Below are 21,946 nucleotides of genomic sequence, written 5' to 3'. Positions count from 1 at the left end.
GGATAGATAATAAGACTAATCAATGATGACACAATATTAATTTTTAAAAATATATTTAATTTAGAAAATATATTGTGTTGTGTTTATCAAACAATATATTTTGAGAAGGACAATAGTTTTTGTCGCCCCGGGATATATTCATTACCCCCAATAACCATACATTCACTCGTGCGAGACACAGAGCCTCGCTGTATTACTCATCATTCCAAGAGGCATTCCAGATATCATGACAGAAACAAGAACCAAAACTGCAAAATCTCCGATTATATTCATACCCGGCATTATGGGCAGCCGGCTTTATGATCAGACCGGCAGTCTTGTCTGGGTTGAATATTCGCTCAAACTTACAAAACTCGGCGAGATGATGGGGATGCAAAATACCCTGACGGTAAAAAACAACGAAATCGATCAGGTGATCCTCCCGGAAAATCAGCGTGAATACGGAGCTTTGGGACCGTTCGAATACCCCTATAAAAAAATCGTTGACCTGCTCTGTGACGTATTCCCGGAAAATGGTGTCTACTTTTATTCCTATGATTTTCGTCAGACCATAGCAGACTCCGCCGATCTGTTACATAACCAGATTCAAAACATCCAAAATATTACCGGCGAAGCCAAGGTCGATCTTATTGCCCACAGTCTCGGCGGGCTGATCGTTTCAGCATATCTCGAAGGTTACGGAAATGAAAATATTGAAAAAGCCATTATCCTTGCGACCCCCTATGAAGGCTCCCCTGACACGATAAACACGGCATTGACCGGTGAAATGACGTACATTCCAGGAAGTGTGCTTGATACAGTAACGAAAATTACCAGGGATGTACGGACAAGTTTTCCCTCGGCCGCGGAACTTATTCCAACCGATGCCTATACAGGCCTTCATCCGCCATATCTCTACACGGAAAATATTCCATTCAGCGATGACATGAGGGAGAGGGAAAACATATTTTCTGAGGGGGAGCCGTATTATACCCCGGCAGGGATTACACGGGAGGCCGGTGTGAATGTGTACAATCCGATTCCCGGGAATCAGTATGAGATGATTCTGAAAAAAATCTTTGGCGAAGAGCAGACCCTCAGACGAGAAAACAACAGCCGGATCATCACCGATCTCGAAAGATCATACTTTGCTGTCGGTATCAACCGCCAGACCATCCGGTCACTGATGTTTTCAGATGACCCGTTGAATCCCGAGATAACTCACATAATATATGATCATGCAGGTGATGGATCAGTTCCCGAGGAGTCGGCAACCATGTATGGGTATCTGGAAACGCTTGGAAAAGACCAGAAAGGAAACAGCCGTCTGTTAAAGATAGATACAGAACATGGAGGGATCACGAATCATGGAAAAGTCTTGGATTGGATCGTTGCCATTCTTTCAGATGTTCCGACTGACCATATCCAGTCGGATCCTACCATCGAAGACAACACGGTCATGGTGAAGATCGCAGGACATCAGGAAATACTTTCGAAACTACATAAACTCGTTACTTCAATGAAAAATCAGAAAAACACTCAATAAAATAAAAAAAATTATTTTGCCATGATCTCCATCACAATCTTACCATAGGCAGGACGTGTAAGAAGAACACCGATCAGGATACCGAGGATACTGATGATGGCAAATCCCTTGAGTGTGGAAAGATCCATGATAATCAGCGGGAACATGGCGATTATGACCGTGGCGGCCGAAGTCATGATGATGACGAGAGCACGTTTCAGCCGTTTAAGATAAAGAGCCTGTGATGGAACGCGGCCTTCATGCATGACCTCGTCGGTGATGATGACCAGTTGATCTATACCCGTTCCAAGAACCGCAATCAACGCCGCGATGGCTGCGATATCAAGCTGCTGGATGAAAACGGCAATACCGAGAAGGATAATGATCTCGGAGACATTAGTCGCGATCATCGGGAGAACGATTTCAGGAGTCCGGTATCTGAGATAGACCATTAAGGCCACGGCCGCAAGGGCCGCTATTGCTGCAATCAGACACACGATCTTAAAGTAGTCCCCAAGGACGGCGGATGTTGAACCTGATCCGGCAATCTGAACCTGGACTGGGAGAGCACCGGCACGCAGATGGATTTCAAGCTCCTGTGCCTGGGCTTTCCCTTCGTCACCGTGACCAGTGCCGGCATACAGTTTGTTCACCGGATTCTTGGCAATTGACGCTGCCAGCTCGGATGAAAGCGGAGCACTGTAGACAAGGTTCCCGTCAAGATACATGACCAGTTCATGATCTGCAGGGTTGGTGGTGGCACCATACTGTATACAGGCCTGCTGAAGGGCCTCGGCACCGGCATTATCAATATTGAATGCAACACCCCAGTTGTCGGAACCGGCCGGATTCTGGGTTGGTGTCTGGACTGATACCACCGAATCACCGTATAAGACATGGGCCGTTTCATTTCCGGTTGTAACGATACGAAGCTCGAAGAGACCCTGTGTCCCGACAAGTTCCTGGGCGGTATTCATATCAACACCCGCCATCTCGATACGAACATACTGGGAAATACCATCCATATTCGTGAGCGTGTTGACTTTCACATCACTTGTTCCAAGGCTGTTTAACTTGGATTCAAGAATCCGCTTGATCGTGGCGGCCGTATCCGCGCCGACTCCCGGCTCAGACCCGACATACGTTCCTCCGGCAGCTTCCACTGCGGCACGAAGTTCATCCACTGTTGCCGACTTCTGGACCTCTATCTTTGTCGCACTGATAGGAATTACCGTACAGTCGAGTGTTTTTCCAACACTTTCAGCCACGGCATTCACATCATCGCCCTGACCGATAGTAACGACTTCCGACTGGAACTCAAGCTGGATCCATGAACCACCGTCAAGGTCGAGACCAAACTGCAGGTTCGTAATACCTTCCCGGTCACCGAACGGCACAAAGATCGCCGCGAGCGACAAGGCAACCAGAACAAGAACGAGAATGACCCGGGGATCACGAATCACTGCCGGCCATCCGGAATATTCTTTCTTCGCTTTTTTCGGAGCGGGGGATTTCTTGGAACTCATTGTTTTGCACCTGCATTATCCTTTTTTGATTGTTTCGGCATTGCCTGAGATTTCTCCGACCCGGAAAGATACAGGCGCAGAACTCCAGCATTGAATCCCCAGGTAAAGATGATATCACTGATAAGACCTATGATCAGGACAGCAGCAATGGAATAGAGCGTTGGAACCTGACCGATAAAAGCAACAATAAACATAGCGACGATTGCTGCAAGAGTTGTGGTCGTCATAATGATACCAGTCCTAAACGCACCCTCCATTTTTTCCTCAAGCTTCCCCTGACGCTTAAGGACTTTCGTCGTCAATAGGATATTACTATCAACAGAATAACCAATAAGCATGAGAAGCGCCGCAGTTGTCGCAAGGGAGAGTTCAATACCGACAAGATTCATTACAGCAGCGGTTATGGTGATATCGGCAATACCTGCAGAAACTACGGTAATAGCCGGGATCACTTTTCTGAAGGCAAGGAAAACGACAACGGCCATTCCAATGAAGGCAAATAAAATCGCCCACATTGCCTGGGACTGGAGAGTTGCCCCAAAGTTTGCACCGATCTGATCAATACTCGCCTCGGGATATTTCGAGAGAGTGTAATTGTTAAACTTCATCATGTCCTCGTTGGACATAGGACCAAACTTCAGGTAATACCCACCAGATCCAATACCTTCGTCAATGGATTTCAGATCATAGCCGGAATAAAAGGCAACAATTTCTTCTTTGGTATCATCCGTATGGATGGTGACGGCCGTTCCGCCGGCAAAATCAATGCCGGGCGTGACAGGCATTCCTGTCAATGCAAAAGTTATGCCGACAATCACCAAAGCGAGGCCAAAAAGGACGGCGGGTATTGCCATCATACGTTTTGGATCGTATTTGTTGATGTCGTATTTGGGAAGTTTCATACTGAACTAATATTTATGTTCAATGAATATATACGCCTTCAGATACATTAAAAAAGAAAGATTAATTTGTTTCGATACTGCCTTTCTGCTCAAGCATATCTTCAACGGTTGCATTTGCGTGATGATACCGCGGACGATTGGCTGTTTTACCGCCACAGGACAGTGCTTCAACCGGGCAGAACTGCAGGCAGGCAAGGCAGCCCTCACATTTGTGGAGCCATTCCTTTTTCCCATGAGGGAGAGCCCGGATGTTGTTTACCGGACAGATCCTGACGCAGATCTGGCAGCCGTTGCATGAAGGGCTGACGACAAATTTTTTGTCGAAGTTGTTTATGTTTCTGATGAAAGGAACATACATCAGTTTCAGAACGTTTCCAAGTACACTGAATCCCACAATCGAATTCCGGCGGTTTTTGATATCCTCCACTATTACTGCTACTTTGCGAAGCGCATTTTCCCGGATGGTTTTCTCAACGGACTTCTCCGGAGGGGCGCTGAAGGGGATATAGTTGTCAGGCATCTGGATCCACCAGGCTGCATCAAGGATATGCCCGCTTTTTTCACACAGGGCGGTGATCTGTTTTGTCGGAGATCCGCTTTTTCCCCCTTCGGTAACGACGGAGAAAACATAGCCTGCATGGGAGAGATCCAGAAGAGTGAAAAAATTCACAACGATTTTTGGAAGACCCATAGCGTAGAGAGGATACACTATACCAATATTGGTGTCATCCGGAACAATGACTTTCTCGCCTGCTAACATGAGTTTGGGGATAGGGACGAGTTCGGTGTCAGGGAGCCGTGTGGATATCGCTTTAGCAACAGCAAGGGAATTCCCCGTGCCGGTAAAGTAGTACAGTATTGTTTTCATGGTGAGAGGCACCTCCGTTTGATAAGTATAGAGAGTCTTACTGATTAATCCTTGTGGCCGTGTTAACGATTTTCATTGAGAAATTTTGGATCAGATAAAATATTTCCTGATTTTTTTTCTCATCCGGCAATACATGCATTCCTTATACCATGAATGCCGATATGATTATGGGGTGCTGATGCAGACGGACAATCCGACTGCAGAGGCTGAGATTATACCCATATAACCTGATCCGGGTAATGCCGGCGGAGGGAGTCGCTTTTCCTATACGTGACCGTGCATTATCCGCCCAGATTCAGGGAGGATAACACAATGGATTTGGAAGTAACCAAAGCAATCACAGAATCCTGGTTTGCAAGACTGCAGGAAAATCTGTGTTTCGATGCAGCAATTGTTGGAACAGGACCATCCGGACTTATCGCCGCAGTAAAACTCGCAGATGCAGGATATAAAGTCTCCATGTTTGAAAGTAAACTTGCTCCAGGAGGAGGGATGTGGGGAGGCGCCATGCTGTTTTCATCCATAGCTGTTCAGAATGAAGCGGTGTATCTTTTGGACGAACTGGAAATTCCCTACAAACGATACAACGAGAATCTCGTTGTCTGCGACAGTGTTCTCGCAACCTCGGCACTGATATATCAGGCGTCCAAAAGAGGGGTTGTGATTCACAACGGTATGAGCGTTGAGGATGTGGTGTTTATGGATAACAGAGTTTCAGGCGTTGTTGTGAACTGGGGTCCGGTTGTAAGAGAAGGGCTGCATGTAGATCCGCTTTCCTTCAGAGCAAAAATCGTGGTGGATGCAACCGGCCATCCCTGTATGATCTCGGAAACTGCTGCAAGAAAGAACAACATCACCCTTAACACACCGACTGGAAAAGTCTGCGGCGAGTGTTCTTTGAACGCGGTCGAGGGAGAGGCAATGACTGTTGAAAATACCAAAGAGATCTATCCTGGACTCTACGTCTGCGGGATGGCAGCAAACGGAGTGTTTGGATCGCCCCGTATGGGACCGATCTTCGGTGGGATGCTTCTTTCAGGAGAGAAAGTGGCAAAACTGATTATCGAGGAGCTGAAGTGACGGCAAACAATTTTGGGTTGTATCTGATCATCACCAAACCCTCTTTTTCCTACAGGAAAATCGCCGAAACCGCGGTTAAGTATAATGTGCAGTATCTTCAACTGCGGGAGAAATCGTTATCCGACCGGGAGATCCTGAAAGCAGCTGACGAAATCATGCAGGTGACAAACGGAACTGGAACTAAATTTATACTGAATGACAGGGCGGATCTGGCATTTATCTGCGGGGCAGACGGTCTGCATCTTGGTCAGGATGACATATCTCTCTGCGATGCAAAAAAAATCTGCGGCGAAAAAGTATTCAGATTCGGGCTCTCGACCCATAATCTTGAACAGGTAAAAGAAGCGGTACAACTAAAACCGGATTACATTGGATTTGGGCCAATATTTACGACCCCGACAAAAGCAAAACCGGATCCGGTAGTTGGAACTGAAATGATTCCAGAAGCAGTTAAATTAGCTGGAGATATCCCGGTTGTTGCGATCGGCGGAATCGATGGAGAAAACCTCATAAGTGTTCTTGACGCAGGCGCAAGAAATGTGTGTATGGTCAGGTATTTTATGAACAGTATGCATTTTGAGACAAGAGTAAAAGAGACGGTAAAGATCCTGAACGATTACGGGATATGTGGATAAGAAAATCAAAAAAAAACAGTGCTGCGAGAGGGATCCGAACCCCCGACCTCGGGATTATGAGTCCCGCGCCCTAACCAGCTAGGCCACCGCAGCAAATATGCATAATAAGAATGTTGTATCCCGATATATAGATTCCGAATTGCAGGACGCATGTAAATATCATAGCAAATACGAATTCTTTTATAGGGAGAATTGGCCGAACCCAAAGGTGTAATACCTCACCAATGAAACGTATCTGAGAAGAATGCCACGACCAAAAATACTCTTAACGAACGACGACGGGATCAACTCAGGCGGCCTCTGGGCTGCATACGACGCCATGTCCCTATTCGCTGACGTTACGGTCGTCGCGCCGGCAACCCAGCAAAGCGCGGTCGGCAGATCGATATCGATCTTCGAGCCGTTAAGGATGAACGAGGTTACCATGCACGGAACGCAGGCATACACCGTTGAAGGGCGTCCAACAGATGCACTTCTTCTCGGCCTCTACGGACTTGGACTTAGACCGGATCTTGTGGTCTCCGGCATTAATCTGGGAGAAAACATCTCATTTGAATCGATCACGACTTCAGGCACCGTGGGTGCTGCGATGGAAGCGGTCAATCAGGGCGTTCCCGCAATCGCATATTCACTTCAAATGAATGATGAGGGAAACAAATTTGCTGACCCAAGGTCCCATACGACGGATTTCACCCAGAGCAAAGACGTCGTCACAAAATTCACCAGACTCTTTCTGGAAAAGGGGATGCCACCGGAGAGCAAACTGATCAATATCAATATCCCGGCGGAAAAAATCGAGGGCTATAAAGTAACCGTACTTGGCGAACGGTTGTTTGAAACATCCGTCGAAAAAAGAATCGATCCAAGAGGAAAACCCTACTATTGGATCAACGGAACACCGATCTACATCCCGGAAGAACACTCGGACGTGACGGCACTCAGGAAAAATTATGTCTCGGTCACGCCGCTCTCTATGGACAACACCGCATTCAAGGCATGTCCCGAGCTGAAAAAAATGATTTTGGATATCGATTAACAGATCCGGGAAACAACCGTTGCCACATATTTGCCGAAATACTCGGCCTGCAGAAGATCGTTCTCGGTAAGCTGACCGTCGGCAGCAAGTCCGTAATGCCCGCCGTTGTGCTCCTCATTGGTCGATTCGGTCGAGATCGGATCGCCCACAACGATCATCCCATGGATCAGCATCGCCTGAACGATCGACAAAATAGCCGTCTCTTTTCCGCCGGTCCGATCCCCCGCGGTCGTAAATGCCGCACCGACCTTTCCAACGAGTTTTCCGCGCACAAATGTTGTGTCGTCAATGAATTCCTTCAATTCCGCAGCAATACCGCCGAAATATACCGGAGATCCAAGAATGATTCCGTCATATCTGACAAGGTCGCTGGCAGTAACCCGGTTGAATGCAAGGACATCGACATTCACGCCTTCCACCTGTTTTGCGCCCTTGCCGATCGATTCGGCAAGCATCTTGGTTTTTCCGGTTCTGCTGTAGCAGGTCACGAGTATTGAGGACATTCATATTAGATTGGGGTCGAAGCATTTTAAAAATAGGTTTCGTGAAAGTTATTCGTATTCAGGTTCGTCCTCGTCGACACCGTTTTTGTAATACCAGAGATTATACGACTCATACATCCCAAGTTCGACAGCGATTTTTACTGCCAGAGTATGCCAGCACTCTTTTCCATACAGCATGGCATTACAACTGCAGAACGAACCCTCGACAAAGTACTCATCCGTATTACCTACGACAACAAAGTAATCCCGGTACTTTTTCACCCGCTGTTCTTTGACCGCATCAACGGCCTCCATTCCCCGCTTCCCGTATGCATCGATGAATGCTTTGCGCACAACATCATTCAGCTCGCCTTCCTGTTTTAAGATCTGGAACGGATTGATCATTGAATAATCGATGTGAGGGGAGGGGCAGCGATATATTCCCATCCACGAGTTTCCGCAAGTACACGCATACCCGGAGCTTCCAGAGCGTAATGGGTTGCTTCGATACAGGGAATGGGCGATTCAAGAGCGATATTATACTTTAATTCGGCCGCCATGTAGGCTTCTGCACCAAGAGACACGGCCTCTTCGATTAATTCCGGATCAAAGGCCGAACCGCCGGCAACCGCCAGTCTGGTGACGCCGGAAACATCCCCCCATACACGCAGAGCGCAGCCGAGAATGCGGGAGATCTCGCTGAAACTTTTCGTCATGGTCCCGACAACGCCGATCGAGTTGGGCGTTTTGTCCATTCTCACACAGTCTGAGAGTCCGATCTCTCTGGCAAGAACATCGTTGATCCCGCCTTCTGCGTGATCGAAGTTCGAATGCATGGCATAAAGATTGATATTATTTTCGAGCAAAGGACGGAGGATCTCAGCATTTCGCCCGGTCACGCCGTGCATCGGATTCCAAAATGCCGGATGATGAACAATCAAGGCATCAAATCGTTCTTCAGCTACCCGTCTGCAGACGTACGGCGTGGCATCCAAAGCACAGCCAATCTTTTCGATATGATTCGTTCCCTCGACAAGCAGACCAATGCGGCCTTCGTCAAAATCCTCTGCCATATCCGGCGGTGCGATTTTTTCCAGAAGAGCAATGAACGCGTCTTTATCCATACTCATAATAGGAGGTCAGATATTAATTGAGTTTCTTAATCCGGATCTTTTCTGCATCGGATTGTGCCTCGTCCTGAACATCCCGTAAGGATGAGACTGGTTTTATCGTAAGGGCATTGATATAAAGCGACTGAGCATTGGTAGCTTTCCCAAAGACCCGCCCGAGAACCTCGACGTTTGCTCCGACACCAACAAGCGGATCGGGCAGGGCAAATCGTTTTACCACGAGCTGACCGGTCGGATCCTGAATCAGGTAGGAGGGTTTGTTCATCATGAGCCCGGTGACTTTGAGGACTTTTCCTTCAACGACCACAATATTTCCCCTCATCGTCGAAGAGAGCTGACGGGCTCTGACGAGTTTTGCATGCTGAAGATACTGCGGGGCCTCACGAAGGACCTGTTTTTCGTTCGTATAAGACATCCAGAGAGGGAAACCTATGAGTAGGGCACACAGCGGGAGACCAATATAGATATAGATAAGATCTTTGGTGGAGCCGTAGGTCATTGCACACATAACTGCAAAAAAGACGGTTGCTGCAAGAAGGAGAGGCGGGAGGCGGACAGTTATGCCTTTTATTTTCATGTGAGTAAGAAATGGGAGGGGGAAGATTATGAAGATAACGCCAAAATCTTCCAGAGATTTGATTACCTTTTCTTACCCACTATTAATCATAGATATGCCCCGCCAGCAGATAAAAATCCCATCCCTTCTTATGACCACCGTTCTTGTTGGTATTTCTTCACTGGACGGGACGCTTTTTGCTACAGCAAAACCCTGCCCTCTCTGCGGGGGAAAACCGCAAGCTTACGATACCAAGAAAAAACTCTATGTGACGCTTCGAACCCCGATGGGAAAGAAAAGGATCATGGTAAACATCAGACGGTTTAAGTGTAAAAAGTGCGGACATCTCATTTATGCACAGGAACCGTTTTATCCAGACACCAGACTCGGTTCGGCGATCGTGGATATGGCGATATCTCTTGCGAGACTCCATTCCTACTCTCACACCGCAGAGATAATGAAGGCGCTTGGCATAGAAATCGACCGGGGATCGGTCAGGAATTATGCATTGTCGAATCTGCCGATACCTCCAGCAAACTTTTTGTACGGCATGCAGCTGCCGAACTCATTTATCTCGCTGATGACAAAAGAGATCTCGGGGCCGAAAGGATCGATCTCGTCCCAGGATATCCTGGCATCAAGCGGGTATCCTTCATCCTATAGACCCCCTCTTGACGGGAGAAATACAACGGCCGAGTTCCAGAAACAGAAAAAACAGAAATCAAAAATCAAATAAAAAAAAGTGGGTTACACAGCCTCGGGCAATGTGCCCGATAAAGCCGCGATCTCCCTTACGGCGTAGGCGGGTAATGCATCTGCCGGCATGCCAAGCGCTGCAGTAAGATCAACTCCTCCAAGTAACGGAGCGAATACTGAAGATCCGATTCCCCCGGTTAGAAGAATGTCGGCCCCGACATCATTTCGTACTTTTTCCACCGCACTGCAGACAAGATTTCTCTGGGCATTCCAGAAGGACTCGGCTATGTTGAGGGCACCATCCTCCCCGATCTCTTCTAAATCAGCACAGACCGTTCGGGCAAGGCGGCGAAGGCAGGCTTCGCGCGAAACCTCTTTTCCATCCGGCGTCGCCGATGAATAGACATCGGTCCCGATGTGTCCGAGAATAAAGTGGGCATCTCCCGAACAGGCAAAATACTCGGTGGAAAAGGGAGTTACGACCCCTTCAATCTCTGCCGAATTTGCAAGAGTGGCCACCGGCGTTCTCAGCATGCCGGTATAAACAAGATATCCTGCCTGAAGCCGGATCGTATCAGTCATACCGATGAGATGATCGAATCTGGAAAAGGGAACGATGTCTGCTGTAGTGCTCCCGATATCCAGCATCATTCCGTTCGGATAGGTCCTTCGAAGGAGATCCACCGAGGCAAGCCAATTGGCAGCTGCAAGCTCGGGGCATGCTTTTGTATGGAATTTTGCATCGGTCCCGTAGAAAATTGCATCGGGAAATGTCTTCAATACCGCATCAACTATGAAGGAGATGCCTTCCGTTTTATTGAAGAAACCGTCGGCAAGCTCTCCGCTCATTACCACCGCAGCATTCTCTTTTTCTGCATAGGTGCTGATGATCTCTGCCAGATCGGATTCTTTCCACAAAGGACAGTAGTGAATATGCACACCGGACTCGTCAACGATTTTGAGGTTGGCACCTCCGACGTCGATCCCGATCACTCTACAACTACTCCGCCGACATCATCGAATTTTGCGGTTTTGCCGTTATAATGAACGCATTCCGGCGGCAGACCAACCGTCGCCTTCAGCAGAAGATCGGCAGTCTCCTCTTCGATGACGTGCACGATGCCAAGGATGCTCATTGTCGGGCGGGGATTAACATCGACGACCCAGATCTTTTCACCGACGATCATGTCAAGACCGACATATCCCTGGCATCCGAGGGTCTCGATCGCTTTTTTGGCAACTTCGATCATCTCAGCCTCGCGGGGCGGGTGGACCGGCGTTTCTCCGCCGTGATACGCGAATGTCCCATCCTCCCTGACCTCGCAGAGCTGACGGTTGATCGTCAGGAAGATCGGCGGGAGACCGCTGTAAAATCCGCAGGCTTCTCCTACAACGCGGCTGCCGATGATACTGACGCTGAAATGTTCGCCTTCAAGATACTCAACGGACATCTCGCCGTCTCCAGGCAGTTCGCCGTCTTTTGCGATCCTGACGCCTACGGAACCTGCGCCTTTAATCGGTTTTATCACGCGTTTGCCTGGGTAATCAGCGGGGACTTCAGCCGGCACATCAATACCGACCTTCGCGAGTAGTTTACCGGAGAGCCGTTTGCTCGCACAAACCGCGACCGCAGTACTGTCAGAACCGATGTTGTGGGTGGCAAGCTCCAGCGTGTGCGTATATTTTGCCAGAACTTCATCCGGGGCAATGACCAGACCGTATTCACAATCCGGGGCCAGACGTGCTATCTCAGCATCAAAATCGCTTCCAGTCGGCATGACAACCGTATGCCCGCAGGCTTCGAAACTTTTTTTCAGCGCAGAGACCATGGCTTTGCCCTCCGGGGCAAGAGCCGGGTCACGAACTGCAGTATATTCGGCGATGAGAACTGTCATATTATGCTTCGCGTTTTTCTACCTCGGCGATGAGGTTTTCCATGACAGCGTCAACTGCATCCCAGGTAGGACTCGTCTCGCCCGGTTTTCTCACAATGAATGGTTTTCCTTCATCGCCGGCCTTTCTCATCTCGATATCGATTGGGATAGCGCCAAGATAGGGAACATTGTACTGCTTGGCTGCCTTCTCTCCTCCGCCTTTTCCGAAGAGATCGACGATTTCACCACAGTGCGGGCATACCATTCCAGACATATTCTCGATGACACCGAGAACCGGGAGATCCATCATTTCAACGAACTTGATCGCTTTGGTGGAATCCAAAACCGCAACATCCTGAGGAGTCGTAACAATGACTGCTCCTTCAACGTTCGGCGCAAACTGCACAATATTCAATGCCTCGTCACCGGTTCCGGGCGGGAGATCAACAACGAGATAATCGAGATCGCCCCATTCAACATCGCCAAGGAACTGCTGAATCGCAGCGGCTTTCATGGGACCACGCCAGACGATCGGACTGTCGGTCTCATTTAAGAGAAGCGCCATGGAGATTACTTTCAGCGAGCCGGTGATTTTGACCGGCATGATCTTGTTTCCTATTGCCTGAAGGCGGAGATCCTCGATACCGAGCATCTTTCCAATACTTGGACCGTGAATATCCAGATCAAGAAGACCGGTCTGATATCCGTGGTTCGAAAGGGCATATGCAAGGTTGACGGAGACCGTACTCTTTCCAACACCACCCTTTCCTGAAAGAACTAAGATTACATGTTTAACGCTGATATCGGCTTTTTTGGGTTTCTGGCAGGTATCGGTCTTCTGTGAACAGCTATCACAGTGACCATCACATCCTTCTGGCTGATCGCTCATGATTTTCTCCTGAATTGTAAGTCTATATAACTTATTGCATTATCTGTTGTGTGGATTACAGTATAGTCTTTTTGGATTGAGTAATCGGGTTCAAAAATTCAGGCCTTTCCGATCCAGTAGGAAGAAGCATTCGCTTTCACACGACATCCAACATGTTCCTGTCACGAATATTTAGATATAATAACGGCGAAATAATATAGTAAGGAAATTCACGGCGTGAACACCATGGGTAAAAAAATCATCTATATGGACCATGCTGCTACGACTTACACCGCAAAAGAGGTCGTAGAGGCAATGCTACCTTATTTCTCCGAACAATTCGGCAATCCCTCTTCAGTTTATTCTATTGGGCAGTCCAACAAGAGTGTCATTGATCTAGCCCGAAAACAGGTGGCATCAGCGATCAATGCTCAGCCTGATGAAATTTTCTTTACCAACGGCGGGACCGAATCGGACAACTGGGCGCTGAAAGGTGTGGCATTTGCCAATGAAAGAAAAGGAAAACATATCATCACAACAGCGATTGAGCATCATGCAATTCTGCATTCCTGTGAATGGCTCGCATCACGCGGATTTGAAATAACCTATCTTCCGGTAGACAAATACGGTATGGTTTCTCCAGAGGCGGTCGAAAAAGCGATTCGCCCGGACACGATTCTCATCTCGGTTATGTATGCAAACAACGAGGTCGGAACGATTCAACCGATTGCCGAGATCGGAAAGATCGCGAGAGATCATGGAATATATTTCCACACCGACGCGGTTCAGGCAGTTGGCCATGTTCCAATAGATGTGGTTGCCGAAAATATTGATCTTCTCTCGCTCTCCGGTCACAAATTCTACGGACCGAAAGGTACCGGAGCCCTTTACATCCGGAAAGGAACGCGGATCCAGAACTTTATCCACGGCGGGGCTCAGGAGAAAAAACGCCGGGCAGGTACTGAAAATGTTCCCGGCATCGTGGGCCTCGGCGCTGCGGTAGAACGGGCAATCAAAATGATGCCGGTGGAGACGAAACGACTTGCATCTCTGAGTGATGAACTTACTCGTGAACTTCTCAAAATCCCGGCAACACACTTAAACGGCCATCCGACAAAACGTCTTCCAAACAACACGAACATTATCTTCGAGTATATTGAAGGAGAATCAATTCTTCTGTTTCTGAACATGAAGGGCATCTGTGCTTCGACCGGAAGTGCCTGTAACTCGGCATCCCTTGAACCATCTCATGTCTTAACCGCCATGGGAATATCCCACGAGATCGCACACGGGTCCATCCGGCTTACCGTCGGCGAACGGACGACGGAAGACGATGTGAAATATGTGATCACCGCACTCACAGAAACGGTGGCAAAACTCAGGGCAATGTCCCCCCTTACTCCAAAGGAGCTGAGAAATGTACAGTGAAAAAGTAATGGATCACTTCACTAACCCGCGAAACGTGGGTATGATCGAGGACCCAAGCGGAGTCGGCGAAGAGGGGAACCCCTCCTGCGGCGACATTATGAAAATGTATCTGAAAGTCGAAAACGACATCATCGTGGATGCAAAATTCCAGACATTCGGCTGTGGTGCTGCGATTGCCTCCAGCAGCATGGCTACCGAGATGATCAAAGGAAAAACCCTGGAAGAAGCATGGACCCTTTCAAACAAAGCAGTGGCAGAGGCGCTGGACGGATTACCGCCGAACAAAATGCATTGTTCGGTCCTAGCCGAGGAAACAATCCACAAAGCAATCAACGATTATCTGGTAAAGTCCGGCAGAGAACCGTGGGGAGATGAAGAATGCAGCTCCTGCGGACATGACTGTGATACGTGTGAACTCTGAGATGAACCTTCCGCGTGCAGTAATCTTCGACATGGATAACACGCTGCACGATCTGCGTCGGGCACGCCATTGTGCTGCCGATGCTTTAATGGCATACTGCGGGATTTTCGGCGACCTGCATATGTATTCTCTGAACAAAAATCCCCCTACTCTGATCGAAGACGCCGTTACCCAATATCTGGCAGACGGAGTGGACGGCGATTTCGAGGAGTGCACCTGGCTTTATCATACGCTGGAACTTGCCTGTATCTCTCCATTCGAAGGGATCGAGGAGATGCTGAGCGATTTAAAATCGGAAGGGGTCCGCCTGGCCGTCATCTCAAATGCGGACCGACCCGATATGGAAAAACGCATGAAGGCTCTTGGCTATGAACAGTATTTCGAACTGGTCGTCACACCCGAAACATTCGGTGTAAAAAAACCGAACCCTGAGGTTTATCAGAAAACGCTTGAAGCACTTGGTGTTTCTCCCGAAGAGACAGTAATGATCGGGGACAAAAAGGACCGGGATGTACGGCCGCCGCGTGAGCTGGGTATCAAAGGAGTGCATGCGACCTTCGGCTCGGTTGACAAACGGGATAAAATATGTGCTGTCGATTCACCGGCCGAGTTTCTCGAACTCATAAAAAAAAGTTAGGCGATCTTTGAAAGAGCACCGGTTTTCAGATCATAATACAATCCATGCAGATTCAGACAGCCTTTTTCTTCAGCCATCGAAACAAGCGGATATGATCTGAGATGTTCGAGTTGGAGTCTGACGTTTTCAAACTCAATCTCTTTTTTACGGATGGCCTTTTCTTCAGGTGTCTTTGCCTCGCCAAGACGGGCATCAACTCTCGTCTGAGCCTCGCGTGCATTGTTGATCCAAAGAGGGATGTAGGCATCCTTTGACATATCAACGTCCAGAGCGTTGAGGGCCCCACAGTCTGAATGACCGCAGATCACGATATCTTTGACCTTGAGATGCTTCACTGCATATTCTAAGACGGTGGCAAAATTCCAGTCATGTGTCGGGACAATGTTGCCGATGTTTCTGTGTGTGAAGAGTTCGCCGGCACGACAGTGAGTAATACGTTCCGGATTGACGCGGGAATCCGAGCAGCCGATCCATAAAACCGTCGGGTGCTGGGTACTGGTCAGCTGCATGTATCGATCTTTCTTCCGCTCGAAATCCTGTTCCTGGAAGATCTTGTTTCCTTCAATAAAAGTTTCTATCATGAGTAAAACCCCGATAGAAGTTTAATTGACTCTATACGCTTATGAGTTTTTGGGTTTTCATTCAGGAGAACTGCTGCATTCACTGCACCCTCTCAATGAGCGGCAGATGACACAGAATTTAGCTGCAAGATCGTCATCCGTAACGGACCCGGATTTTATCTCTTCAGCCAGTTTTGCGATGACCTCTTTGATCTCATCATCGAAAACTATTCTGTATCCGCGTTTCCCGGACAAATACTGAGATACGGCAGACGGAGCAAGGGAGAGATATTTAGCAACCTGGATCTGGGAGACGCCGAGACTCACCAGTTCTGCTGCAAGAGCTGCCTGTATTGCAGGAATGATGTCCCATACTATTTCCTGACAGGGGACGGTGACCATACCTACATATTCTCATTGTGAACTATTATAGATTTCACACGAAGCAAAAAAGAGGATTAGAATTTGCGTGAGACCGCAAATAATCCAGCTGCCGCAAGGCCTATCAGAAGACCGGCAACCGGGATTGGAGACTGGGTTCCACTCACTCCCGATGAGGTCGAAGTGGTAATGGTATATTCGTAGATCGCTCCATTGGTGATATCATCGAACTTCAAGGTTATAACCTGACCTTCGGTTACTTTAACGGTACTCCAGTCAGGTACTGATACTTCTTTACCGTCGATATATGCATACCACTTATCGGTCTTGTTCGGAGACTTATGGGTATGTCCATCATATGTATTCAGATTGAAGAAATTTTGTGTTCCGCCCATATAAAATTCAACATTGGAGAGTGAATTGGCAAGAACGCCTATGAGAGAATCGCCGGCGACAGTGATTGCCGTATCCGAACCGGAGATCTGTGATGCGGGAATAGTGACATTTTCTGTTTTGATAACACCGGAAATGGTTTTGCTAACCGGAGTTGCCGTGTTTGCTACAGTAGTTTTAATCTTCACGGTGTAACCGTCTGTGTCATAGATCAGTTTTACTGTATCTCCTGGGGTTACGATAACGTCTGACCAGTCATTAACCATATCCGTGGTCTGTTCAACGCCGCCAACATAAAGGGTCCATTCCCCACCGTCTTTATGGGTACGACCTTCCAGAGTGTTGAGGTTGAACCATGTCTTTGTACTTCCGGGTTTGAACCAGAACTCAACATCCGGATATGCCTGATAAATAATACCTGCAACCGAGTCTTTTGGGACCGTAACATCAGCAGTGCCTCCGTCAAAATTGGCCATTGGAATCACAATATCACCGCTCTCAATAACCACGGTCTTTTCAACAGTATCGGCACTGACGGCCGGAACGAACAAGAATGCAAAGATTACGGTAAAGGTAATCACTGCAACTAGGGATGATTTCTTCATATGATTGTTCTCCACACTCACTATTGGGTCGAGCAAAGGCCAGACGTGAGTATCATTATTATTTCCGCCATATCCACAAATACATAACGTTATCATGTTAACTTAATTAAATTTACACATTGTCACATTATGAAAATATAGCAAATGAAAAATATAGCAAAACCAATCCAACAACTATCGAGATCATGAGAGCCAGATAATCAGTCTTACCCATCCTGCATGGTTGATAAAGAGTTTTTTTTCCGGCACGTCCAAACCCCCTGCACTGCATTGCGTCGGCCGTCTGTTTGGACCTCTGCATAACAGAGATGGTGATCGGTATCCCTAGAGCCATGTAATGTAAGCCTTTATCTGCAGGATTCCCTTTTTCAAATTCTATTCCTCGAGATCGTTGTGCATCCATTATGTTTTTCAGATCAGAACTCAGCGTCGTAATCGATTTCATGGCATATCCCAACGAAAAGGCCAGAGTTTCCGGGATGTGGACGGATTTCAGCCGGTGCACGAAAGCATTACTGGTCGTTGTCATAATAAACAGCGTAGAGACCGTCGCTATGACAAATAAACGAAGAGTCATCAGACAGGCAAACCCGATACCCTCCAATGAAAGAGAGCCGGTAACGGTCAAAAAGGTATATATTGCCCACGGGTCCGCTGATGTGACCTGCGGGAAGAACAGATTGATGGAGAAGATGAAGATAAAGACGGGAAGAAGAAATCTCAAAGAACGTATGAGGGGCAAAACGAGGTGTTCCCGTATCACCGGCAGATAAATGAAAATCATGAGCAGAAAAATTGCCGGAAGGGTATTGATCAGAAGGGCAATGATACTGAAAAACAAAATCAGGATGATCTTTGTTCCGGGATCGAGACGATGAAAAATGGTATCGGCATCGACATACTGAATCACTTTTTTTGAGATTTTCATTGTATGACTCCGGTGTCGGCAACTACTCTTCCGCTGGAGAGCGTTACAATGCGGTCTGCGCATAAATCGGCAAAACTCCTGTCATGGGTTGCCACAATAACGGTTTTTCCATGATCGCGGGCATTCTGCAGAATCGATGCAAGCGTTCGCTTCGAGACTGCGTCAAGTCCAAGTGTAGGCTCATCCAGAATCATAATGCCGGTTTCCATCATCAGTAAGGTAGAGATAGCGATTCTTTGTTTCTCGCCAACCGATGCTTTGAGCGGAGAGGATTTTTCGCCAAGAGGAGATAGCCCGACGTTTTCAAGAATACGACGTGCCTGATCCTTTGCAGGTTCAAGCGGATATCCCCGGATGCGAGGAGTACACAGCAGCTCGTCGAGAATCGTCTCTTCAAAAAGCTGGTAATCGGCATGCTGGAAACAAATACCAACGCTTGATGAGATCTCCGCCACGGTTCTGCCGAGAATGTTCTCACCATGAACATACACATCTCCGGAACTCGGCCGAAGAAGGCCGTTCGCATGCCGGATCAGCGTACTTTTTCCAGAACCGTTATGCCCCATCAGAACGGTAATCATCCCTGAATAGAACGAAAGGGTGATATCGGACAAAACAAAGCTATCCGATGCATCATATGCAAAATTCACATGGGAGAAAGAGAGCGAGGCATCCTGCGTGCTGGATTTGGATGGAGATCGGACAACGGCGTCACCCGAAAAAGGGGGGGCACCGAAACGAATCTGGCGTGTTGGAAAATCACCGAGACTGGCGATCCTGTGCTCGGTTATGATGATGGTTAAACCAAGCCGTTCATTCAGGTTTTTCAAAACATCAAGCAGATTTTTGACAGAGGATTCATCGAGCCCGGAACAGGGTTCATCAAGAAGCAGTATCTCCGGTTTCATCACCAAAACCGAGGCGATGGCAACACGCTGACGTTCTCCCCACGAAAGCGTGTTCATCATTCGGCCGCGAAGATGCGTGATGTCCAATAAACCAATGATTTCACCGATTCGTATCTGCATTTCGGCGGGTGAAATTCCCTGCTGTTCAAGACCATAGGCAATTTCACTCACAACATCGGCACAGAATAACTGATAGTCAGGATCCTGAAACACCATCCCAACATGAGAAGCCAGATCGGAAAGACCAACAGAACGTGTATCAATGCCCGCAACTTTGACAGACCCCTTCATTTTACCGGAATCGGAATGAGGGATCAGACCATTTAGACATCTGAGAAATGTTGATTTCCCGGAACCGGAATCGCCGGTAAGTAGAATTCGTTCACCCGCAAAAATGGTAAGATTCAAATCGTGAAAAGGAATCGGACGTCGCCCACCGGGCTGACGAGGATAAGTGTAGGTGAGATTCTTCACCTCAATTATCGGTGTTTTCTTCATCCTCAGTAATCACTCCGGCACGCCTCAGACGCGACAATATCAACACGGCAAGAACCCCGCCAATTCCGCCAAATATCAGATGTGTGGCCGTTGATACGGTTATTCCAACAAGAATAAATGCCGCTTGAACGCCAAACAACAGCTGAACACCATAGTTAACCAGCATCTTGGTGAGATTACCAACTGCGCCGACGACGAACCCTACTGCGGGATTACTGAAACGATACAGGAATAACATGGACGTCAGATCAATCGACAACCCCATTGCGAGATACTTGAAAATATCAAGAACATGCAGAGCGCCTACACCAAAAAATGAGGCGAGTATCCCTGAAATAAAACCCATATACAATCCGGCTCCGGGTTTTCTAACGATCCCCACCCCAATAATTAAGGGAAGAACCCACACAAGACCCGAACTGCCGGGAACATGTATTGGGATCTTGAAAATAAGACGCAATACAAAGACTAAGGCGCCGAAAAGCGAAAGCAAAGCGATCTCATGAAGTTTGAAATATGGTTTCATTCAGGCCTCCCGTGGAACGAAACTGCTCATAAATGTGAATGAAAAGTCGTCGGTCTGGGGAGAGTTGACGGCAAGCATCAGAAGAATTCTGCGAACCGTGTCCCCCCCGGTGTAGGTGATATAGAACGTGCCGTTCAACTCGGAGGTGGTGGTAACCTGCCCCCGGAGTACATCCGGATCCACTGTCAGATGAAGTGCAGAAAGACCGTTTTGCTCATCTTTTGGAAACGGCAGGGCAAAGGGAACACCAATCTCCATATCACCGTCCGGAGAGTAATAGAGATTCGAAACCGAAACTATCAGCGGTTTTTCTTCGGAATACTCAGCGAGATCCGGCAGAGTCCCTGACTGCGGGGAAGCTATGACCCGGTAGCCGGATGCAGGCGAATGAAATTGGTGGGTAGTCCAGGTCTGCCCGGAATCATACCGAAGTCCATATACCTGAAACACAGCAGTTCCGGTAAGATTTTCAAATGCATAATCGATTTTTACCGAGCCCGGGCGGACAAGAAATGGATTCCCGTTCACCGGAGTTTCATTCACCGCGGCAAACAAAACGATCCAGTCTTCAGAATCATACAGACCAGAATCAGCATAGATCGGAATTGGAAGATATCCTGGACGATAATTTACCGGCCCATAGGTAAAATCGTCAGCAGTAAGTATCTGTTTGGAAGTGGTGACAACGTCCGGAAGATCAGATTCATACGTAGCAAAAGAGTATTCTGCCACGGCAAATCCGGCAATAATTACACCCAAAATGCTGAGAGCAATAATTAGCCTTCCCCGAACTGTAATCATCTTATCCTCGTTTTATTGGAAGTATATTCCCGTTTTCCCGTCTGACGAGAAGCGTGATTTTTCCCCCGATGGGACATGGTTTTACTGATTTTCCTTCCTGCTCCATGATGAGCCCGGTCGTAAGAAGCTCACCGTCGATTGTCTGGACGCAGTCTACTCCAGCAGCAAGAACCTGTTCGACACTTACCGGACCCGTCATACTTCGGATACTGCCTACCAAAAGGTACCGGCCGTCGCTTTTCATCGCGGCAAGTCCAAGGCCGGCAAGAGATCCTATCACCCCATCCTCGGTGCCGCCAAGTCCTTTCAATCGGATCCCAAGATTTTTTGCAAGCGTCCGGGCAATATTCTGATTGAGGACAGTAGACTGGGCATCGCGGCCGTAAGCAATCAGGGCGGGAGTGATCTGCCAATCCTCGGCAACTGCGAGACCAGGATCACTGCCGGGAATAAAATCACCGAGCATCACTTCTTCGGTGAGAGCGAATAATTCATCCGCAGCCTCCCGTCCCTCGGTCTCGACGTGAACCACGGCACAACTGTTGTGGGAGGTGAATGGAATCGACTCATGGACATAGAGCTGATGTCGGGTTACACCACTTACCGGCCATTTTTTTGCGATAAACGCGGCAACCTCCCGTGCTAGTCTGCCGGTGCCTCGTGAATCGAGGGTGTCTGTGTCATCCATTCCAACATATATTGT

The 21,946-nt window shown here is 48.1% G+C and carries 26 protein-coding genes, 1 tRNA gene and 1 riboswitch; of the genes, 8 read left to right on the top strand and 19 right to left on the bottom strand.

Annotation, left to right across the window (positions count from 1 at the left end; genetic code table 11):
- Positions 1–226 precede the first annotated feature (226 nt).
- Positions 227–1,525 (top strand): lipase/acyltransferase domain-containing protein, encoded by a 1,299-nt coding sequence (locus MLAB_RS01450; RefSeq protein WP_011832658.1) that lies wholly within the window; start codon positions 227–229, stop codon positions 1,523–1,525.
- Positions 1,526–1,536: 11 nt separating this feature from the next.
- Here MLAB_RS01450 and MLAB_RS01445 read toward each other — a convergent pair whose 3' ends face one another.
- The 3 genes from MLAB_RS01445 to MLAB_RS01435 all read right to left on the bottom strand — a co-directional run bounded on the left by MLAB_RS01445 (position 1,537) and on the right by MLAB_RS01435 (position 4,800).
- Positions 1,537–3,030: a preprotein translocase subunit SecD gene (locus MLAB_RS01445; protein WP_011832657.1), complete on the bottom strand. Its 1,494-nt coding sequence runs from the start codon at positions 3,028–3,030 to the stop codon at positions 1,537–1,539.
- The gene (locus MLAB_RS01440; RefSeq protein WP_011832656.1) at positions 3,027–3,932 is read right to left on the bottom strand and encodes a protein translocase subunit SecF; all 906 of its coding nucleotides are present in this window, start codon (positions 3,930–3,932) and stop codon (positions 3,027–3,029) included. Before MLAB_RS01440 ends, MLAB_RS01445 begins: the two co-directional genes overlap by 4 nt.
- A gap of 61 nt (positions 3,933–3,993) precedes the next feature.
- The gene (locus MLAB_RS01435; protein ID WP_011832655.1) at positions 3,994–4,800 is read right to left on the bottom strand and encodes an EFR1 family ferrodoxin; all 807 of its coding nucleotides are present in this window, start codon (positions 4,798–4,800) and stop codon (positions 3,994–3,996) included.
- A 158-nt stretch (positions 4,801–4,958) separates the two neighbouring features.
- A riboswitch (TPP riboswitch) is annotated at positions 4,959–5,071 on the top strand.
- Between the two features lie 41 nt (positions 5,072–5,112).
- Here MLAB_RS01435 and MLAB_RS01430 point away from each other — a divergent pair.
- Positions 5,113–5,880, top strand: a complete 768-nt coding sequence (locus MLAB_RS01430) for a sulfide-dependent adenosine diphosphate thiazole synthase (RefSeq protein WP_011832654.1) — start codon at positions 5,113–5,115, stop codon at positions 5,878–5,880.
- Positions 5,877–6,515 carry a thiamine phosphate synthase gene (thiE, locus tag MLAB_RS01425; protein ID WP_011832653.1) on the top strand — a complete coding sequence of 213 codons (639 nt, stop codon included), beginning with the start codon at positions 5,877–5,879 and terminating at the stop codon, positions 6,513–6,515. Before MLAB_RS01430 ends, thiE begins: the two co-directional genes overlap by 4 nt.
- A gap of 19 nt (positions 6,516–6,534) precedes the next feature.
- Here thiE and MLAB_RS01420 read toward each other — a convergent pair.
- Positions 6,535–6,608, bottom strand: a tRNA-Met gene (locus tag MLAB_RS01420).
- Positions 6,609–6,759: 151 nt separating this feature from the next.
- On the opposite strand from MLAB_RS01420, the gene surE reads away from it, so the two are divergent.
- On the top strand, positions 6,760–7,551 hold the full coding sequence (gene surE, locus MLAB_RS01415; protein WP_011832652.1) for a 5'/3'-nucleotidase SurE: 792 nt from the start codon (positions 6,760–6,762) through the stop codon (positions 7,549–7,551).
- On the opposite strand, the gene MLAB_RS01410 is transcribed toward surE, so the two are convergent.
- Genes MLAB_RS01410 through MLAB_RS01395 form a run of 4 tightly spaced genes read right to left on the bottom strand, consistent with a single transcriptional unit; the run spans position 7,548 to position 9,740 of the window.
- Complete coding sequence (locus MLAB_RS01410) at positions 7,548–8,054, bottom strand: NAD(P)H-dependent oxidoreductase (RefSeq protein WP_011832651.1); 507 nt, start codon at positions 8,052–8,054, stop codon at positions 7,548–7,550. The genes surE and MLAB_RS01410 overlap by 4 nt on opposite strands.
- A gap of 48 nt (positions 8,055–8,102) precedes the next feature.
- Positions 8,103–8,438, bottom strand: a complete 336-nt coding sequence (locus MLAB_RS01405) for an SWIM zinc finger family protein (RefSeq protein ID WP_011832650.1) — start codon at positions 8,436–8,438, stop codon at positions 8,103–8,105.
- On the bottom strand, positions 8,435–9,163 hold the full coding sequence (locus tag MLAB_RS01400; RefSeq protein WP_342606840.1) for a Nif3-like dinuclear metal center hexameric protein: 729 nt from the start codon (positions 9,161–9,163) through the stop codon (positions 8,435–8,437). Before MLAB_RS01400 ends, MLAB_RS01405 begins: the two co-directional genes overlap by 4 nt.
- A 16-nt stretch (positions 9,164–9,179) precedes the next feature.
- Positions 9,180–9,740, bottom strand: a complete 561-nt coding sequence (locus MLAB_RS01395; protein WP_011832648.1) for a hypothetical protein — start codon at positions 9,738–9,740, stop codon at positions 9,180–9,182.
- Between the two features lie 94 nt (positions 9,741–9,834).
- On the opposite strand from MLAB_RS01395, the gene MLAB_RS01390 reads away from it, so the two are divergent.
- Positions 9,835–10,455 carry a transposase family protein gene (locus MLAB_RS01390; protein ID WP_048061951.1) on the top strand — a complete coding sequence of 207 codons (621 nt, stop codon included), beginning with the start codon at positions 9,835–9,837 and terminating at the stop codon, positions 10,453–10,455.
- A gap of 11 nt (positions 10,456–10,466) precedes the next feature.
- On the opposite strand, the gene MLAB_RS01385 is transcribed toward MLAB_RS01390, so the two are convergent.
- From MLAB_RS01385 to MLAB_RS01375, 3 genes are read right to left on the bottom strand one after another with little or no spacing between them, the layout of a single operon-like run.
- Positions 10,467–11,408, bottom strand: a complete 942-nt coding sequence (locus MLAB_RS01385) for a hydantoinase/oxoprolinase family protein (RefSeq protein WP_011832646.1) — start codon at positions 11,406–11,408, stop codon at positions 10,467–10,469.
- Complete coding sequence (locus MLAB_RS01380) at positions 11,405–12,310, bottom strand: ATP-grasp domain-containing protein (protein WP_011832645.1); 906 nt, start codon at positions 12,308–12,310, stop codon at positions 11,405–11,407. Before MLAB_RS01380 ends, MLAB_RS01385 begins: the two co-directional genes overlap by 4 nt.
- Position 12,311: 1 nt before the next feature.
- Entirely contained in the window at positions 12,312–13,178 is an 867-nt protein-coding gene (locus tag MLAB_RS01375; RefSeq protein ID WP_011832644.1) for an Mrp/NBP35 family ATP-binding protein, read from the bottom strand.
- A 225-nt stretch (positions 13,179–13,403) separates the two neighbouring features.
- On the opposite strand from MLAB_RS01375, the gene nifS reads away from it, so the two are divergent.
- The 3 genes from nifS to MLAB_RS01360 are packed head-to-tail and all read left to right on the top strand — an operon-like array spanning position 13,404 to position 15,643.
- Positions 13,404–14,585, top strand: a complete 1,182-nt coding sequence (gene nifS / locus MLAB_RS01370) for a cysteine desulfurase NifS (protein WP_011832643.1) — start codon at positions 13,404–13,406, stop codon at positions 14,583–14,585.
- Complete coding sequence (gene nifU, locus MLAB_RS01365; RefSeq protein WP_011832642.1) at positions 14,575–15,006, top strand: Fe-S cluster assembly scaffold protein NifU; 432 nt, start codon at positions 14,575–14,577, stop codon at positions 15,004–15,006. The genes nifS and nifU overlap by 11 nt, the downstream gene beginning before the upstream one ends.
- Position 15,007: 1 nt before the next feature.
- Positions 15,008–15,643, top strand: a complete 636-nt coding sequence (locus MLAB_RS01360; protein WP_011832641.1) for an HAD family hydrolase — start codon at positions 15,008–15,010, stop codon at positions 15,641–15,643.
- Here MLAB_RS01360 and MLAB_RS01355 read toward each other — a convergent pair.
- The 8 genes from MLAB_RS01355 to MLAB_RS01320 form a co-directional block, all read right to left on the bottom strand.
- Positions 15,640–16,224 carry a carbonic anhydrase gene (locus tag MLAB_RS01355; RefSeq protein ID WP_011832640.1) on the bottom strand — a complete coding sequence of 195 codons (585 nt, stop codon included), beginning with the start codon at positions 16,222–16,224 and terminating at the stop codon, positions 15,640–15,642. The genes MLAB_RS01360 and MLAB_RS01355 overlap by 4 nt on opposite strands.
- 57 nt (positions 16,225–16,281) lie before the next feature.
- The gene (locus MLAB_RS01350; RefSeq protein ID WP_011832639.1) at positions 16,282–16,605 is read right to left on the bottom strand and encodes a transcriptional regulator; all 324 of its coding nucleotides are present in this window, start codon (positions 16,603–16,605) and stop codon (positions 16,282–16,284) included.
- Between the two features lie 56 nt (positions 16,606–16,661).
- The gene (locus tag MLAB_RS01345; RefSeq protein WP_011832638.1) at positions 16,662–17,582 is read right to left on the bottom strand and encodes a hypothetical protein; all 921 of its coding nucleotides are present in this window, start codon (positions 17,580–17,582) and stop codon (positions 16,662–16,664) included.
- Positions 17,583–17,709: 127 nt separating this feature from the next.
- The gene (locus MLAB_RS01340; protein ID WP_011832637.1) at positions 17,710–18,510 is read right to left on the bottom strand and encodes an energy-coupling factor transporter transmembrane component T family protein; all 801 of its coding nucleotides are present in this window, start codon (positions 18,508–18,510) and stop codon (positions 17,710–17,712) included.
- The gene (locus MLAB_RS01335; RefSeq protein ID WP_011832636.1) at positions 18,507–19,916 is read right to left on the bottom strand and encodes an ABC transporter ATP-binding protein; all 1,410 of its coding nucleotides are present in this window, start codon (positions 19,914–19,916) and stop codon (positions 18,507–18,509) included. Before MLAB_RS01335 ends, MLAB_RS01340 begins: the two co-directional genes overlap by 4 nt.
- Positions 19,894–20,442 carry an ECF transporter S component gene (locus tag MLAB_RS01330; protein ID WP_011832635.1) on the bottom strand — a complete coding sequence of 183 codons (549 nt, stop codon included), beginning with the start codon at positions 20,440–20,442 and terminating at the stop codon, positions 19,894–19,896. Before MLAB_RS01330 ends, MLAB_RS01335 begins: the two co-directional genes overlap by 23 nt.
- The gene (locus MLAB_RS01325; RefSeq protein WP_011832634.1) at positions 20,443–21,243 is read right to left on the bottom strand and encodes a hypothetical protein; all 801 of its coding nucleotides are present in this window, start codon (positions 21,241–21,243) and stop codon (positions 20,443–20,445) included.
- 1 nt (position 21,244) lies between these two features.
- Positions 21,245–21,931: an ABC transporter substrate-binding protein gene (locus MLAB_RS01320; RefSeq protein WP_245525971.1), complete on the bottom strand. Its 687-nt coding sequence runs from the start codon at positions 21,929–21,931 to the stop codon at positions 21,245–21,247.
- Positions 21,932–21,946 lie beyond the last annotated feature (15 nt).

The organism is Methanocorpusculum labreanum Z (assembly GCF_000015765.1).
Taxonomy (GTDB): domain Archaea; phylum Halobacteriota; class Methanomicrobia; order Methanomicrobiales; family Methanocorpusculaceae; genus Methanocorpusculum; species Methanocorpusculum labreanum.
Note: the sequence above shows the minus strand (reverse complement) of the source record. Positions and strands in the feature narration are given on the sequence as shown.